The 15,493-nt window shown below is 58.1% G+C and carries 13 protein-coding genes and 2 tRNA genes; 5 read left to right on the plus strand and 10 right to left on the minus strand.

The features are described from left to right. Positions 1-30 precede the first annotated feature (30 nt). Together ACR0M2_RS12895 and ACR0M2_RS12900 are read right to left on the minus strand one after the other, a co-directional pair. Complete coding sequence (locus ACR0M2_RS12895) at positions 31-1,068, minus strand: glycosyltransferase family 4 protein (protein ID WP_480638408.1); 1,038 nt, start codon at positions 1,066-1,068, stop codon at positions 31-33. Between the two features lie 33 nt (positions 1,069-1,101). Continuing rightward, positions 1,102-2,274, minus strand: coding sequence for an MFS transporter (locus tag ACR0M2_RS12900; protein WP_226689046.1), 1,173 nt, complete (start codon positions 2,272-2,274; stop codon positions 1,102-1,104). 142 nt (positions 2,275-2,416) lie between these two features. Here ACR0M2_RS12900 and ACR0M2_RS12905 point away from each other — a divergent pair, with 142 nt between their 5' ends. Beyond that, positions 2,417-3,559, plus strand: coding sequence for a DUF3095 domain-containing protein (locus tag ACR0M2_RS12905; RefSeq protein WP_480705420.1), 1,143 nt, complete (start codon positions 2,417-2,419; stop codon positions 3,557-3,559). A 4-nt stretch (positions 3,560-3,563) separates the two neighbouring features. Here the strand turns inward: ACR0M2_RS12905 and ACR0M2_RS12910 are convergent, their stop codons facing one another. Together ACR0M2_RS12910 and ACR0M2_RS12915 are read right to left on the minus strand one after the other, a co-directional pair. Continuing rightward, positions 3,564-4,334: an HpcH/HpaI aldolase family protein gene (locus ACR0M2_RS12910; protein WP_480705422.1), complete on the minus strand. Its 771-nt coding sequence runs from the start codon at positions 4,332-4,334 to the stop codon at positions 3,564-3,566. 10 nt (positions 4,335-4,344) lie between these two features. Beyond that, positions 4,345-5,757, minus strand: a complete 1,413-nt coding sequence (locus ACR0M2_RS12915; protein ID WP_480705423.1) for a pyridoxal phosphate-dependent decarboxylase family protein — start codon at positions 5,755-5,757, stop codon at positions 4,345-4,347. A 236-nt stretch (positions 5,758-5,993) separates the two neighbouring features. Between ACR0M2_RS12915 and hpaR the strand changes: the two genes are divergently transcribed. Then, the gene (hpaR, locus tag ACR0M2_RS12920) at positions 5,994-6,428 is read left to right on the plus strand and encodes a homoprotocatechuate degradation operon regulator HpaR (RefSeq protein ID WP_170349627.1); all 435 of its coding nucleotides are present in this window, start codon (positions 5,994-5,996) and stop codon (positions 6,426-6,428) included. A gap of 541 nt (positions 6,429-6,969) precedes the next feature. After that, positions 6,970-7,668, plus strand: coding sequence for a fumarylacetoacetate hydrolase family protein (locus ACR0M2_RS12925; protein ID WP_425081268.1), 699 nt, complete (start codon positions 6,970-6,972; stop codon positions 7,666-7,668). A 3-nt stretch (positions 7,669-7,671) separates the two neighbouring features. Here ACR0M2_RS12925 and ACR0M2_RS12930 read toward each other — a convergent pair whose 3' ends face one another. Continuing rightward, positions 7,672-8,880 (minus strand): winged helix-turn-helix domain-containing protein, encoded by a 1,209-nt coding sequence (locus ACR0M2_RS12930; RefSeq protein ID WP_480705425.1) that lies wholly within the window; start codon positions 8,878-8,880, stop codon positions 7,672-7,674. Positions 8,881-8,884: 4 nt separating this feature from the next. After that, entirely contained in the window at positions 8,885-9,910 is a 1,026-nt protein-coding gene (locus ACR0M2_RS12935) for a LacI family DNA-binding transcriptional regulator (RefSeq protein ID WP_170349630.1), read from the minus strand. A 115-nt stretch (positions 9,911-10,025) separates the two neighbouring features. Between ACR0M2_RS12935 and ACR0M2_RS12940 the strand changes: the two genes are divergently transcribed. Further along, positions 10,026-10,102, plus strand: a tRNA-Arg gene (locus ACR0M2_RS12940). Between the two features lie 56 nt (positions 10,103-10,158). On the opposite strand, the gene arsJ is transcribed toward ACR0M2_RS12940, so the two are convergent. The 3 genes from arsJ to ACR0M2_RS12955 are packed head-to-tail and all read right to left on the minus strand — an operon-like array spanning position 10,159 to position 13,249. Further along, a complete protein-coding gene (gene arsJ, locus ACR0M2_RS12945; RefSeq protein ID WP_480705427.1) occupies positions 10,159-11,424 on the minus strand; it encodes an organoarsenical effux MFS transporter ArsJ in 1,266 nt (421 codons plus the stop codon). Then, positions 11,421-12,419: an ArsJ-associated glyceraldehyde-3-phosphate dehydrogenase gene (locus tag ACR0M2_RS12950; protein WP_480688663.1), complete on the minus strand. Its 999-nt coding sequence runs from the start codon at positions 12,417-12,419 to the stop codon at positions 11,421-11,423. Before ACR0M2_RS12950 ends, arsJ begins: the two co-directional genes overlap by 4 nt. A gap of 2 nt (positions 12,420-12,421) precedes the next feature. Beyond that, positions 12,422-13,249, minus strand: a complete 828-nt coding sequence (locus ACR0M2_RS12955) for an arsenate reductase/protein-tyrosine-phosphatase family protein (protein WP_480705429.1) — start codon at positions 13,247-13,249, stop codon at positions 12,422-12,424. A 206-nt stretch (positions 13,250-13,455) separates the two neighbouring features. Here ACR0M2_RS12955 and ACR0M2_RS12960 point away from each other — a divergent pair. Then, positions 13,456-13,531: transfer RNA gene (locus tag ACR0M2_RS12960), tRNA-Thr, on the plus strand. Positions 13,532-13,563: 32 nt separating this feature from the next. Here the strand turns inward: ACR0M2_RS12960 and dxs are convergent. Beyond that, entirely contained in the window at positions 13,564-15,492 is a 1,929-nt protein-coding gene (dxs, locus tag ACR0M2_RS12965) for a 1-deoxy-D-xylulose-5-phosphate synthase (protein WP_480705431.1), read from the minus strand. Position 15,493: the final 1 nt, after the last annotated feature.

Genomic DNA, 15,493 nt, shown 5'->3' on the forward strand with positions numbered 1-15,493 from the left:
GGATGACGGCGATTTGAGGCGTTTCCGGCCTCAGTCTTGCGCTAACAGGGATCGGTAGACCTTGACGATCTCTTCTGCCTCGCCTTCGATTCGAAAATTCTGTTCGATATGCTGGCGGGCAGCAGTTCCGGCGGCGGCCATCTTGTCCGGGTCGCTCAGCATATCGCGCAGGGCTTTGGCCAACGCATCAACGTTGTCTTTTTCCACCAGACGTCCGGTAACACCATCCTGAATCTGCGCACTAAAGGCGCCAACGCCATGGCAGGCGATGGCCGGAACGCCTGATGCCATCGCTTCAAGCGGGGTCAGGCCGAAGCCTTCATGGCGGGCAGGGGCGACGAACAAATCCAGCGCGCGATAGGTTTCGACGATCTCCTCCCACGGGCGTTCGCCCAGAAACCGGACACGGTCGGCCAGCCCGGCCTGTTTCAGCTTGGTTTCCTGTTCATGCTGGAAGGCTTCGAATTCTTTCGTGGCATTGCCGGTAAAGACAATTTTGGCATCGGGAAAGGATGGCAGCACCTTGATCGCTGCATCAACCAACAGATCGACGCCTTTTTGGGGTCGAATACGCCCGAAACACCCTATCAACGTCCCGGTTGGCAATCCAAGCTTGGCGCGCAGTGCTTCCTTATCCTCGGCCGGGTGGAAGATCTGCGTATCAACGCCATGCATGATCACCTTCGACGGGTGTTGCAGGAATGAGGCCGCCTGTGGTGTGGTGGCAATCAACGCATCCATTTTCGAGATCAGTTTTTTGGTAAATCCTGAATGATCGCGCTGTGCGGCCGACGTGAACAGCATTTTATAGTTGCGGCGGAATACGGACCTTAGGAACAGCCCCATCAGCATCTCTGTGTTGCGACGCGCATGCCAGACGATGGGCGCACGATTGGGCAAAAACAGAGTCTTCCAAAGGGGAATATGCGGAATATTATCTGGCAACCCTGGCCCCGTGGCGCGGATGTTGATCATCTTTGCCTGGATGGGCAGCAGCCGGATAACAGTTGTGGTCACTCCCGAAAGACTATGTTTCAAGTTCGGCGCCAGAACTTCGATATCCTGCATTGAGCTCTCCATACCCGATGATCCGAGTCGGGATCAGTCTATGCTGTCGCGGCTGAATAGATAAATCACGCACCCGATGGCAAGCGCGACCGCGAAAAAGCCGAATATCGCTGTGTAGGGTGCGGTCGGGCTTATGTCCACCGTGGCCGCGTGAATGCGTCCGGTGATAAACTGCGCCAGCCCCACACCGCCGATGCCGAACAGGTTCAGCAAGGTCATGCCGCGCCCAACCAGATGCGGTGCAACGAAAGCGCGGCCATGCGCCATGATCACCGGAAAGCTGGCCCCCATGAACCCAATCACCGCCATCAGAACCACTGATACCCAGACGGCGTTGTCGATCCACAGACACAACAGCACCAGCGCCACGGTGCCCAACGCATTGCCGCCGAAAATCACCCATTTCCGCGTGCCTAGCATCCGGTCAAGCGGCCCGTAGGCAAAAGTGCCTGCAATCATCGCCGCGCCCATGATCAGAGTCGCCGTCCCAATCTGAGTGGTGCTTAGGTTGAATATATCGCTTAGGTACGGCCCGGCCCACAGTCCTCGTGTGGCGCCCGAGGGTGCATAGGCGACCAGCATCAAAGGCAGGATCGTCCAAAGCGCGGGTTCCTTCAGCAAATCCAGCACGGACCCCCTGTGTTCGGTCTCGACCCGTTTTGGGTCATGCACGGTGAACAAGATACCCAGTGCGATAGCCCCCGAAAACAGCGCCAACACCCACATCGTTGCGCGCCATCCAACCAGTTCGACCGCCAGCGCAGTGGGGTATGAGGCCACCAGATTGCCGACCGATCCAACCCCCAACATCACCGCGGCCAATGTCGCAAAGCGGGCGGGCGGGTATTCCCGCGCGAAGATATAATAAGATGCCATCAAAACAGGGGAGCATCCGACCCCGATCAATCCCATGGCGATGGCGATGTGAAACGGCGTGTGGGCCACGGCAAACAGGGCTGCGCCACCTGCGCCGCCGACCAGCAAAAGAACGGCCGAGGTCAGGCGCGGCCCGACCTGGTCCAGAGCCCATCCCACCGGCAATTGCATCGCGGCAAAGATCAGAAACCAAAGACCCGAGGCAAAGGCCAGATCCTCGGGTGTGGCGCCGATATCGCGGCCCAGATCAACGCTGAGAACCGCCAGAAAGGCGCGAAAGAACTGGCTGAGCACATAGCCCAGGCACAAGACCACCAGACCTGCCTTCATTTTTCGTCCCTTCTACCCCTGCCTGAGCGGAAATGCTTCGCACGTCACGATGCGTCACACAAGCGCGTGTGCTATACTGTTTTCACCGGACAGCGTTCACATTCGGTCTATCTAACTATTTACCCATCACCCCGAGGTGCAGATGAAAGACGCCCAGGCCGCCTTTTATGACAGCCTTCCCCTGCAGCGGGACTTTACTCGACTGGCTCAGCCTGCGCGGTTTACCGCTGTGCCGGATGACTGGGCGCTGGGCGTGGCCGATATCGTTGATTCCACCGGTGAGATTGCCAAAGGGCGTTATAAAACCGTCAATATGGTCGGCGCGGCTGTGATCTCGGGCATGATCAACGGGTTGAAGGGGCAGGAGTTTCCCTATGTCTTCGGTGGCGACGGGGCCGGATTTGCCATACCCGCCAGCGCGGTTGACACGGGCCGAACGGTCCTGGCCCAGCTTCGGCGCTGGGCGGGCGAGGAGTTTGGGATTACTCTGCGCGGGGCCTTGGTGCCTGTGTCCGAAATCCGCATGGCGGGCAAAGACCTGCGTGTGGCACGCTATGCGCCGTCAGACGGGGTGGATTACGCCATGTTCTCGGGGGGCGGACTGGCCTGGGCTGAGGCGCAGATGAAAGAAGGCCAGTTCGAAGTGCCGCCCGCCGACCCCGGCGCGCAGCCCGACCTTACCGGCCTGTCCTGTCGCTGGTCCAACAGCAGGGCACGGCATGGAATGATCGTCTCGGTCGTGGTACAGCCGACTTCCAAAGCCACCGAAAGCGATTTTGCCGATCTGTCTCAATCCGTCCTATCCGCGGCCGATCGGTTGGAGCGCGCAGGTCACCCGGTGCCAGAAAACGGCCCACCAATCAGTTGGCCACCCCCCGATGTCGCGCTTGATGCGCGTGTGTCACGGGCCGGGCGCAACCTGTTTGCGCAAAAACTCAAACTTTTGGGGCAGAACCTGCTGATTGCGCTGCTGTTCAAGACCGGTAAGCGATTGGGTCAGTTCGACCCTGAGCATTACAAACACATGGTCAGTCGCAATGCCGATTTCCGCAAATTCGATGATGGGTTGAAAATGACGCTGGATTGCGATCCGGCCACCTTATCGCAGATCCGCATGATGCTGGAACAAGCGCGCGGGCAGGGCAAGGTCCGCTATGGTCTGCACGTGCAGGATGAGGCGATGATGACCTGTTTCGTGCCCTCGGCCACGCGCGATGATCATGTGCATTTCGTTGATGGCGCGTCGGGCGGTTACGCGCAGGCCGCGGCAGGGATGCAGAGCTAAGGCGTCACTTCGCTTTCCACTTGGCCGCTAAGGCCCGCGCTGCCTGCGCCAATAGCATCACATCAATTCCCACAGCCAGAAACTGCGCGCCCATGTCCATATAGGCCTGGCTTGCCTCATCATTGGTGCCCAGAATGCCAGGTGCCTTGCCGGCTGCTTTGATACGGGTGATGGCGTCGGCGATGGTGGCCTGCACCTCAGGCGCGGCGCTGTTGCCTTGATAGCCCATGTCGGTGGACAGGTCCGCCGGGCCGATGAACACACCATCAATACCGTCAACCGTCAGAATATCGTCCAGTGCTGCCATCCCGGCGCGGTTTTCCACCTGAACCAGCAGGCAAATCTGCGCATCTGCCGTTTGAATGTAATCCGCGACTGATCCATAGCCAGTCGCGCGCGCTGCTCCTGCACCGACACCGCGTACACCTTCGGGTGGATAACGGCAGGCGCTAACCAATTCCCGCGCTTGCTTGGCGCTTTCTACAATCGGTACCAGAATAGTCTGCGCCCCCACGTCCAGCACCATCTTGATCTTCGCCGTTTCCCCCACGGGCACGCGTACCACCGGATGCGAGGGGCTGGCGGCCAGCGCCATAAGCTGATCGCGTATCGAACGGATGTCATTCGGCGCATGTTCACCGTCGATCACCAGCCAGTCGAATCCGGCGGTGCCCATGATCTCGGTTGCGATGGGTTCGGCAAAACTGCTCCAGCAACCGATTTGGCGATCTCCGTTGATCAGAGCCTGTTTGAAAGTATTTTTTGGTGCAGACATGGTGGAACCCTTAGGTTAGTGAGCGTGCGATTTCGGTGATGACATCATAGGCCATTCGCACGTCATCTTCAGTGGTTTCGAACTGACCCGCCTGAAAACGGATCGTCATATCACCGTCAACACGGGTTTGGGTCAGGTAAATGCGGCCATCATCGTTGATGGCATTAACCAGCCGCAGGTTCAGCGCGTCCAGATCGGGGTGCCCTTCAGGCGCATAGCGGAAGGTCCACAACGACCACATCGGTTGCGTGGTGATCTGGAAATCCGGCTCGGCCGCCAACTTGTCATGCAGGTCGACGGACCAGTTCACATGATTGCGCAGCCGCTCACGCAACCCCTCAAGCCCATAGGCGCGTATAACGAACCACAGTTTCAGCGCACGGAACCGACGGCCCAGAGGCACCGACCATTCCGAGTAGTTGATGATCCCGTCCTTACCATGCGTCTTCAGGAATTCCGGGCTAATCGCCAACGTCTGCACCAGGTCATCCGGGTTTTTCAGGAAATGCGCACAGCAATCAAATTGCACACCCAGCCATTTATGCGGGTTGAAGACGATGCTATCGGCCTGATCCACGCCGGGCCAATAGTGGCGATATTCCGGGCAGATCATCGCCGACCCGGCCCAGGCCGCATCCACATGCGTATAAAGCCCGTATTTCTGCGCCACCTTCAAGCATTCGTCGATCGGATCGGTGGCCCCAGTTCCGGTGCCACCAACACACATAATGACACCGGCGGGCTGAAAACCAGAGTCTAAATCGGCCTGAATTGCCATATCTAGTGCCGCAGGATCCATCCCCCGCCAATCTCCCTTGATCGGAACACGAACCAGATTGTCCTGCCCAATTCCCGCAACCCAGATGGCGCGGTCCACCGATGTATGGACCTCGGCCGAGCAATAGACACGAAGCGGTTTCTGACCGAACAACCCCTGACGATTGCCCTGCCAGTTCAACACTTTTTCCCGCATAGTCAGCACAGCGGCCAGCGTTGCCGACGAAGCAGAATCCTGGATGACACCAGCAAACTCTTCGGGCAGGTCCAGCGCCTGTCGCAGCCAGTCCATCATCCGCGTTTCCATCTCGGTTGCGGCGGGCGAGGTCTGCCACAGCATGCATTGTGGCGCGATTGCGCTGGCCAGAAACTCGGCCAGAACCGAAGGGGCCGAGGCGTTCGAGTTGAAATAGGCAAAGAACCGGGGGTGCTGCCAATGGGTGATACCAGGCATCACGATATCTTCGAAATCGCGGAAAATGTCCTCGATCGCCTGCGCCTGTTCCGGCGGATGGGCGGGCAGGGCGTTGAAAACTTCTCCGGGCTCGGTCTGGGCGCGCACCGGTTTGTCCCCCACGGTCAGGTGATAATCCTGTGCCCATTCGGATATTTTCTTGCCCCAGTCTGAGAATTCATCCCATTTCATCGCTATCCTCAGCATTGTTTGGTGGGGGTTACCCCCAGGCTGGTTTTGTCTTGCTGATAGTGATGGACAACGCGGGCAGAAGGTCAACGATCTTTCGATCCTTCACTTCATCACAAAATGACAACTCTGTGAAAATATCCCATCGCATAGAGTCTATTTATGGCCAAATAGGTAAGAACAGCCGAAAAAACCCTTTGTCCCGTTGCAGTGTCGGCGGAATTCGGCAAGAATTTCGTATGACCAATGATGTACCATTGACGTCACGTTCATTGCCCATTGCGTTGCTGCGGGCGCGGGAACGGGTCATGGGACCCATTCGCAAGATGCTGGTGGATGTTGGTGTGACCGAACAGCAATGGCGCGTGCTGCGTGTCCTGAACGAGGAAGGCCCGCAAGAGCCGACTCATATTGCGGACCGTGCTTGCCTGTTGTTGCCCAGCCTCACTCGCATTCTGCAAAAGCTTGAGGTCAAAGGCCTGATCCTGCGGAGCGCGCACCCTTGTGACAAGCGCCGCCAGATCGTCGACATCACAGCCAAAGGAAAGCAGATTATCCAAGACAATATTCAGATAACCATCCATCTGGCCGAGGATCTGCGCACCAAACTTGGGCCCGACCGGCATGAGGCCCTGTTGGACCTGCTGAACGAATTGCGCGAACTGGAAACGTGACACCCCAAATACGAACCCCGCCAGAGACAGGTGCTATCTCTGACGGGGCGGCCAGACGTGTACTGGATTATATGCCTGGCCCGAGGCCGGTTGCACCGGATAGTTCCCGACGGTCCGGCCCGCAATTCAGAGAACGCGCCAGTCAAAAAAGTAACCGGCTTTTTGCGCCAAAGACATTGGGGGTAACGCCTTTGACCATAGTTCTCTGAAATATTCGCACCCGACAATGCCGCGTGATGCGGGACCCTATGGGGTGTCTTGACGTCGTGGCGGGTGCTTGGGACCCCGCCATATCTGTGAGTGGTGGTCAGAGCGCGCGGCACCCCGATTTGCCAGCGCTCGTCACCCAGCCATCTTTCAACTTAGAGCTGTTTGAGCGTTTTCCAAGCCCGTCGACCAGATTGTGAACAGCTGTCGGCCAGGGCTTGCCGATTGGCAGGTAAAATTGCAGTGAATTCAGCTGATGTCGCGAGAAACGGCGGCTTGTTCCCGCGGTTCACCGCATTAAGATGCGCGCTGGCTGATAGATTAGGGGGCTGCCATGCCAGACAATTTGTTTTCTCTTCCCGATCCGGTTGTGATTCCGATGCAGGGGCAGGATGCGGCCTACCCGGTGGGGCGGATTTTCTGTGTGGGCCGTAACTATGCCGCTCATGCCGCCGAAATGGGGCACGAGGTTGACCGCGAAGCCCCCTTTTATTTCACCAAATCAGCGCCAAACGCAGTTCTGACCGGTGCGTCTGTGCCATACCCACCGGGGACCGAGAATTTTCATTACGAGATGGAGCTGGCTGTAGCCATCGGCAAGCCCGTTTTCCGCGCCACCAGTGCGCAGGCCTGGGACGCCGTCTATGCCTATGGCTGTGCCCTGGACATGACCCGTAGGGATCTGCAAATCCGAGAGCGCAACAAACAGCGACCCTGGGATCTGGGTAAGGACCTTGAGGCCGGGGCAGTGTTTGCGCCCCTGACCTCGGCTGCGGACTGGTCACCGCAAGACAACACACGCATTCATCTAAGCGTGAACGGCGACATTCGTCAGGATGCCACGCTGAGCGAATTGATCTGGAAGATCGACGAAATCATCAGCCATTTGTCCGGATATTACCATCTGCGTCCAGGTGACCTGATCCTGACGGGCACACCCGCCGGTGTTGGCCCAGTGCAGGCTGGGGATGTGATCGAAGGGGGGATTGACGGGTTGCAACCGATCCAATTGACGCTGACAGATTCGGAATAGACCCTATTTAGGGTCTTTCAGCCAATCGGTTGCGAATTCAATACCGTCCAATCCAGTAAACCGGCGGACGCGGTCCATCTCGGCCTCCAGCCTGCGTGTCCGCGCGTCGGACCAGCGCACGGATCGCTCTGGCCATAACGCGTTGATCTGTAGAATGCCACGGTCGCGCTGGGCTTTCATATCGATCCGGCCAATCAATCGGTCCCCTTCCAGCAGCGGAAACACGTAATAGCCATAGGTCCGTTTGGCGGCGGGAACGAAGACCTCAATCCGATAATGGAACCCGAACAGACGTTCCGCGCGGTTGCGGTCGCGCAGCATCGGGTCAAAGGGGCTAAGCACGCGAACGCGGCTGGACGGCGAAGGCGGGTTTTTCTCGGCCAAATCCGGGCGCGCGAGCAGTTTGCGGCTTCTTCCATCGGCACAGGTGACTTCAATCTCCTCCAGAATGCCCTGTGTTAGACCCTTATTACACCAGTTCTTGGCCTCGCTAACACTGACCGTATCCCAGAATGCCGCCAGCTCTCCGGGTGTGGCAAATCCCAGCCGGTCCAACGCTGCATTGCACAACCAATCCACGGTTTCCTCGGCGTTGCAGGGCATGTTGCCAGGACACAGATGCGTCTCGATGACCCGTTCGGTCAGATCGTATTGTTTTTGAAACCCGTTGCGGCCAACCACGGTCAGCGCGCCCGACCGCCACAGGAACTCAAGCGCTGTTTTCGATGGGTGCCAATCCCACCAACCGCCCGAGCCCTTTTTCTCGTCCTTGCCCACATCCGAGGACGAGACCGGGCCATGATCGCGGATATGTTGCAGGACAGAGGCAAACTGCTGCTCAAACCCATCCCGGCGCCAATTCTTCCACCGGGATTTCAACAATACCTCATCACGTTGAAACCGCAGATGCCAATGGGGGTAAAACTCGATCGGGATGACAGCAGCGTCATGAGTCCAGTGTTCAAACAGCGCCTTGTCACGTTCGTAAAGTTGTTTGAGGTTTTTGGCGCGATAGGATGGCCTGCGCGAATACAGGATCATGTCATGGGCGCGCGCCACGGTATTGATACTGTCCAGCTGAACAAAGCCAAGTCGGTGGATCAAATCCAATAAGTCCGCACCTTTGGCCCCGCCCGAAGGCGGTTCGGCCAGCGCATGGTGATCCATAAACAACGCGCGGGCCGTTTTGTTGTCCAGCCGCCGCGGCGCCATGAGTTTAGCGCCGCTTCAGGGTGTCGCCGTAGCTGATCTTGGGGGTCAGTGTCAGACGCGTGTCGACCTCGGTATTCGGATCGGCCAATTGCGTGGCGATAATCTCGGCCGCCTTGCGCCCGATCTCAAGACGGCAGGCATCCATCGTGGCAAGCTTGCGTGGTAACCCCTGCAGCAGTTCCACATTGTTGAACCCGGCCAGACCGATCTGTCCCGGTATGTCGATGCCCTGTTCCAGCAGGTACAGCAATCCACCAGCACCAATCATATCATTGGAATAATACAGGAAATCCAGATCTGGCGAACGATCCAGCATGGTCTGCGTCATCTCGCGCCCTTTGGCCAGGGCCGAGCCGCCGGAGTAGAACTCGCGATCTTCGATCTCGATCCCGTTCTTGCCCAGCACTTCGGTAAAACCTTCAAAGCGTTTCCGCGCGCGGTGGTCCAACGGCATCTTGGTGCCCATGAAACCGATATGTTGATAACCCGCTTTCAGGATCGCAGCAGCCATTTCACGCCCGGCACGGCGGTGCGAGATGCCGACCATCGCGTCCACTGGTTTGCCGTCCGTATCCATGATCTCGACCACCGGAATTCCGGCTGAATCCAACATTGCGCGGGCGGCTTCGGTATGTTCCAGTCCCGCGATGATCACACCCGACGGCCGCCACGAGAGCATCTCGTAAAGGACCTTTTCTTCTTTCTCGGGCAGGTAATCGGTGACGCCGACCACGGGCTGCAATTCAGTGTCTTCCAACACCTGATTGATACCGGTCAGAACCTCTGGAAAGACCATATTGGACAGCGACGGGATAATCACCGCAACCAGATTTACGCGGCTGGAAGCCAGCGCGCCTGCAATCTTGTTAGGAACGTATCCCAACTCTTTCGCGGCAGCCAAAACGCGGGTGCGGGTGGCGTCGGACACGTCACCTCGGTTCCTCAGAACGCGGCTGACTGTCATTTCGGACACTCCTGACGCTTCCGAGACATCACGAAGGGTAAGCGGACGTTTTGTTTCTGTGGTCACGGAGGGCACCTGCACTGTTGTTTTGCCCGATGGTAGCGTGAACGGGACTTGATTTACAACTGTTGTGCAAAGGTCATGACAACCTGAAAAAACCGGGTTACAGAGAGCCTTGCGCGGCCCCGTGGCTCAACTGGATAGAGCAGCCCCCTCCTAAGGGGCAGGTTGCAGGTTCGAATCCTGCCGGGGTCGCCAAGTTTGCTGAAACACGGCTATAGGCGGCCGGGCGGTCAGGTAGTGTACGACGACATTCAAGAATAGGCGTCAGCGGTTTGATCGGTCAGCTTGCCCGATGCCAGCGCTGCCAGTGCAACCATCGCGGCTGCGGTGCCCAGGACCAGGGAAAGACCTCCGGTTTGATAGGTCAGCCCGGAGAGGACAGTGCCCACAAGACGGCCCGTTGCGTTGGCCATGTAGTAAAATCCGACATCCATCGTCACCCGTTCCGATTTTGTGAAGGCCAGGATCAAGTAGGAGTGCAGCGATGAGTTGACTGCGAACACCGCACCGAACAGCAGCAGGCCCAGAACCAGCGTGACGGTTAACCATGTTTCGGGGCCTGAAGAGAACAGCACCACAATCGTCAATGCGGCGGGTACGCAAAACAAAGCTGCGGCCCAGCTGCGGGCGGAGCGTATCAGGTCTGCTTCGCTGCGTTCACTGGCGCGCAGAATCTTGGGCGCGCTGGCTTGAACAGCGCCGTAAAGGATAACCCAGACCGCCATGAAAGAGCCGATCATGAAAAAGGCTGCGCGGTTTCCTTCTTGGGTGCCGTCGGACAGCACGGCGTAGAAATAGATCGGGATGCCGACCACGAACCACACGTCTCGGGCGCCAAAAAGAAAGACACGCGCCGCCGAAAGCCAGTTCACATTGGCGGACTTCGAGAACACCTCGGAGAATTTTGCCCCCTTGCGGCCCAAGGGCAGACCTGCGGGCATGAACAGTATTACTCCAATCAATATCAGCGCCAGAACTGCGGCCATAATCAGGATCGCCATCATGAATCCCGAGGTGGCCAACATCACCGCACCCAGCAGAAAGCCCAGCCCTTTCACCGCATTCTTGGATCCGGTCAGCACCGCTACCCAACGAAAAAGCCCGCCCCCCTCGGTGGGTGCTAACAGTTTCACAGAAGATTTCGAGGACATCTTGGCCAGGTCCTTGGCCACGCCGCTGGCCCCTTGCACCATCATCACAAAGGTCACCGATGCTGCGATGGTCCAATTCGGGTCCAGTTGCGTCATCGCCAGTAAGGCCAGAACCTGAAGTCCCAGACCGGCATAAAGCGTCGAGGCCAACCCGAACCGCGCCGCGATCCAGCCCGCCGTCAGATTGGTCACGATCCCTGCGACCTCATACAAAACAAACAGATAGGCCAGCTGCACCGGTGAAAAGCCCAGCGAATGAAAATGCAACAGCACCAACATGCGCAACGCACCGTCGGTCAGCATAAACGCCCAATAGGCGGCTGTGACCGCGATATAGGCCGACAGACCCTCGGGCCGTTGGGTCACAGCCCCGACCCAACCATAAGGGCAACGTCCACCAGGCGGTGCGCATAACCCATTTCATTGTCGTACCAGGCATAGATCTTTACCTGCGTTCCGTTCACCACCATGGTCGAAGGCGCATCCACGATCGAAGAGCGTGTATCATTGGTGTAGTCGGTCGACACCAAAGGCCGCGTTTCATAACCCAGAATACCTTTCAAGTCCCCTTCGGCAGCGGCTTTGAACAGGGCGTTGACCTCTTCAGCAGTTGTTTCCCGCTCGACTTCGAACACGCAATCGGTCAGCGAGGCGTTCAGCAACGGCACACGCACCGCATGGCCGTTCAGCCGCCCCGTGAGTTCGGGGTAGATCAGCGTGATTGCGGTGGCCGATCCTGTGGTGGTCGGGATCAGAGAATTCAACGCCGAGCGTGCGCGGCGCAGGTCCTTGGCCGGTCGGTCCACGATGGTTTGCGTATTGGTCACGTCGTGGATTGTGGTCATCGATCCGTGTCGAATGCCCAGGTCATCATGGATCACCTTGACCACCGGCGCCAGGCAGTTGGTGGTGCATGAGGCCGCAGTGATGATTAGGTGCTTGTTCGGGTCATAGGTGGCATCGTTGACGCCCACGACGATGTTTGCGGTGGGCCCATCTTTGACCGGGGCCGAGACGACAACCTTTTTGACGCCAGCCTTGAAATAAGGGGCCAACTTGGCCTCGGTCTTGAATACGCCTGTACAATCGATCACCACATCGACACCGTCCAGTGGAAGGGCATTCAGGTCCTTGGTGCCAATAAAAGGCAGGCGGGTGCCATTGATCGTGACACTCTCTGCGTCATGCTCGAAATTGGCATCCCAGCGGCCATGCACGGTGTCAAACTCCAGCAGATGCGCGTGCATTTCGGGGTCGCCCACTGCATCATTGATCCAGGCGATCTTGGCGCCTTTGTCCAGCAATGGTTTCAAGGCCAGCTTTCCCATCCGGCCCAAACCGTTCAGTGCGTAGGTCGTCATAACTATTCCTCGACAGGCGTTCTGCCGATGTCATCGACAGCAGATTGCAATGCGATCCGGTCAAGACTTTCGACCGGCAAAGAGGTGAAGGCTTCGATCCGGCGCTTGAGCGCGCCATAAGTGTTCTGGAAGGCCAGGCTTTTTTCGGCGTCCGTGCCTTCGGTCTGGACCGGATCGATCATACCCCAGTGGCCGCTGATCGGCTGACCTTCCCAGGCGGGGCATTCTTCGTTTGCGGCCTTGTTGCAGACAGTAAAAACGAAATCCAACTCGGGCGCGTCGGGGCCCGAGAATTCAGATATGCTTTTGGACCGTAGACCCGAGGTGTCATGACCCTTGTCCTCAAGCACTTGCATGGCCATCGGATTCAGCTCGGAAAACGATTTTGTGCCAGCTGAGTAGACGTTGAACCGGTTCCCGGCGATGTCTCGCAGCAGGGTCTCGGCAAAAATGGAACGCGCCGAGTTGCCTACGCAGATAAACAACACGTTGAATTTGCGGCCCGTCATTGCGCCGTTTCCTTGCTCGGATGGCATGCAGATATCAGGGCGGCCACGGCAGCAATCGTTCAGCAGGAAGCCCAGCATGTTCTGCACGTTCTTCATTTCAACCGAATAGAGCAAAGAAGTCCCCGACCGCTCCTGCGTCACCAGCCCGGATCGTTGCAATGCGTTCAGATAGTTCGACAGAGTGCTGGGTTTGATACTCAGCTCTGTCGCCAATTCACCCGCCGGAACGGCGTCAGGAAAGCGTCGCATCAATATACGAAACACCGAAATACGTTGCGGGTGGCCAAGGACAGCGAGTTGGTTTGTTATTCGATTTATCATATTTCATGAAATATCGAAATAATATGCAAGCAACAATCCCTAACCTGCGCCGTTACAATAAATTCACATTCGTTGTCACTGAATGTTCGCGTTGGGGTCGAGCGGCCAACAGCGCAGCTTGCCCAAACGCGTGGAAAAAGCACGAGGAAACCAAAAAGAAGTAGGCTTGCGCGTACCACCCCGACCGTTTAAACGAACCCTCGCTTGCCTCAATAGCTCAGCTGGTAGAGCAGGTCCTTCGTAAGGACAAGGTCGGGGGTTCGAGTCCCTCTTGAGGCACCACATGCATTCCCGAATCGTGTTCCGGTAGCCGCTTAGGCGCGTTTTTCGCCTATTGTTGTGACGCCCAGAACCGACAGAACCTTGGCTTCGATCTGTTCGGCATTCATGCCCGCAACGGCATACATGTCCGCTGGGCTGGCCTGATCGATGAAGATATCCGGCAGCACCATCGAGCGGTATTTCAGCCCGTGATCGAACACACCCTCATCCGCCAATAGCTGTGCCACGTGGCTGCCAAATCCGCCAACGGCACCTTCTTCGATGGTGATCAGAGCCTCGTGGTTAGCGGCCAGATCAAGGATCAGATCACGGTCCAGCGGTTTGGCGAAACGGGCGTCGGCGATGGTGGGTGTGATCCCGCGGGCTGAAAGGGCCTCGGCTGCCTTCTGCACCTCGGCCAAGCGGGTGCCAAAGGACAAAAGCACCACGCGCGCACCTTTTTGGATCATGCGGCCTTTGCCGATCTCAAGCACCTCGCCTCGTTCAGGCAGGTCGACGCCCACCCCCTCGCCGCGCGGATAGCGGAACGCAATGGGACCGTCATCATGGGCCGCCGCCGTGGCCACCATGTGCATCAGTTCGGCCTCATCCGCAGCGGCCATGACGGTCATGCCGGGCAGGTTGGCAAGATAGGCAATATCGAAGGATCCCGCATGGGTTGCGCCATCAGCACCCACCAGCCCTGCACGGTCGATGGCAAAACGCACCGGCAGGCGCTGAATGGCCACGTCATGCACCACCTGATCATAGCCGCGCTGCAAAAAGGTCGAATACATCGCGCAGAACGGTTTCATACCGCCAGCCGCCAGCGCCGCCGCGAAGGTCACGCCGTGCTGTTCCGCAATTGCGACGTCGAAACAGCGCGAAGGGTAGCGTTCGGCAAACAGGTTCAACCCGGTGCCGTCCGGCATTGCGGCCGTGACAGCCACGATCTTGTCATCGCGCCCCGCCTCATCAACCAGCGCTTTGCCAAAGACCGACGTATATGACGGCGCGTTGGACGGGGCCTTTTTCTGCTCGCCCGTGACCACGTCAAATTTTGCGGTGGCGTGGCCTTTGTCGCGGGCCTGCTCGGCGGGCGCGTAGCCCTTGCCCTTTTTTGTCAGCACATGGATCAGGATCGGACCGGTCGCCCGTGCTTTGACCGTGCGCAAAACCGGCAGCAACTGATCCATGTCGTGACCGTCGAGAGGCCCGATATAGGAAAAGCCAAGCTCTTCGAACAGCGTGCCGCCCACCGCCATGCCTTTCAGCATTTCCTTGGCCCGTTTCGCACCTTCTCGGAACGGTTCAGGCAGAAGCGAAACCGCACCCTTGGCAGCCGCTTTCAATTCGTGGAACGGGGCTTCGGTATAAATTCGCGACAGATAGCTGGACAGTGCACCGACGGGCGGGGCGATGCTCATCTCATTGTCATTAAGGATGACGATCAGGCGTTTGCCCAGATGACCGGCGTTGTTCATCGCCTCAAAGGCCATACCCGCCGACATCGACCCATCGCCGATCACGGCAATTGCGTCACCCAGCCCTTCGGGCGTGACGCCTCCCAGATCGCGAGCCACGGAAAACCCAAGTGCGGCGCTGATCGAGGTTGAGCTATGCGCCGCCCCAAACGGATCATACGGGCTTTCGCTGCGCTTGGTGAACCCGCTCAGCCCGTCCTTCATGCGCAGGGTTCGGATACGGTCGCGTCGTTCGGTCAAGATCTTATGCGGATAACACTGATGCCCCACATCCCAAATGATCTTGTCGCGGGGCGTGTCGAACACCGCATGTAACGCGGTGGTCAGCTCGACTACACCTAGGCCCGCGCCCAAGTGCCCACCTGTGACGGACACGGCCGAAATCGTCTCGGTTCGCAATTCCTGCGCCACCTGATGCAGTTGCGCATCCGAGAACTGCTTGAGATCCGCAGGGCGGCTCACAAGGTCCAGCAAAGGCGTTTTCGGGCGGTCAGACATT

Source organism: Ruegeria sp. BE10, assembly GCF_056538905.1.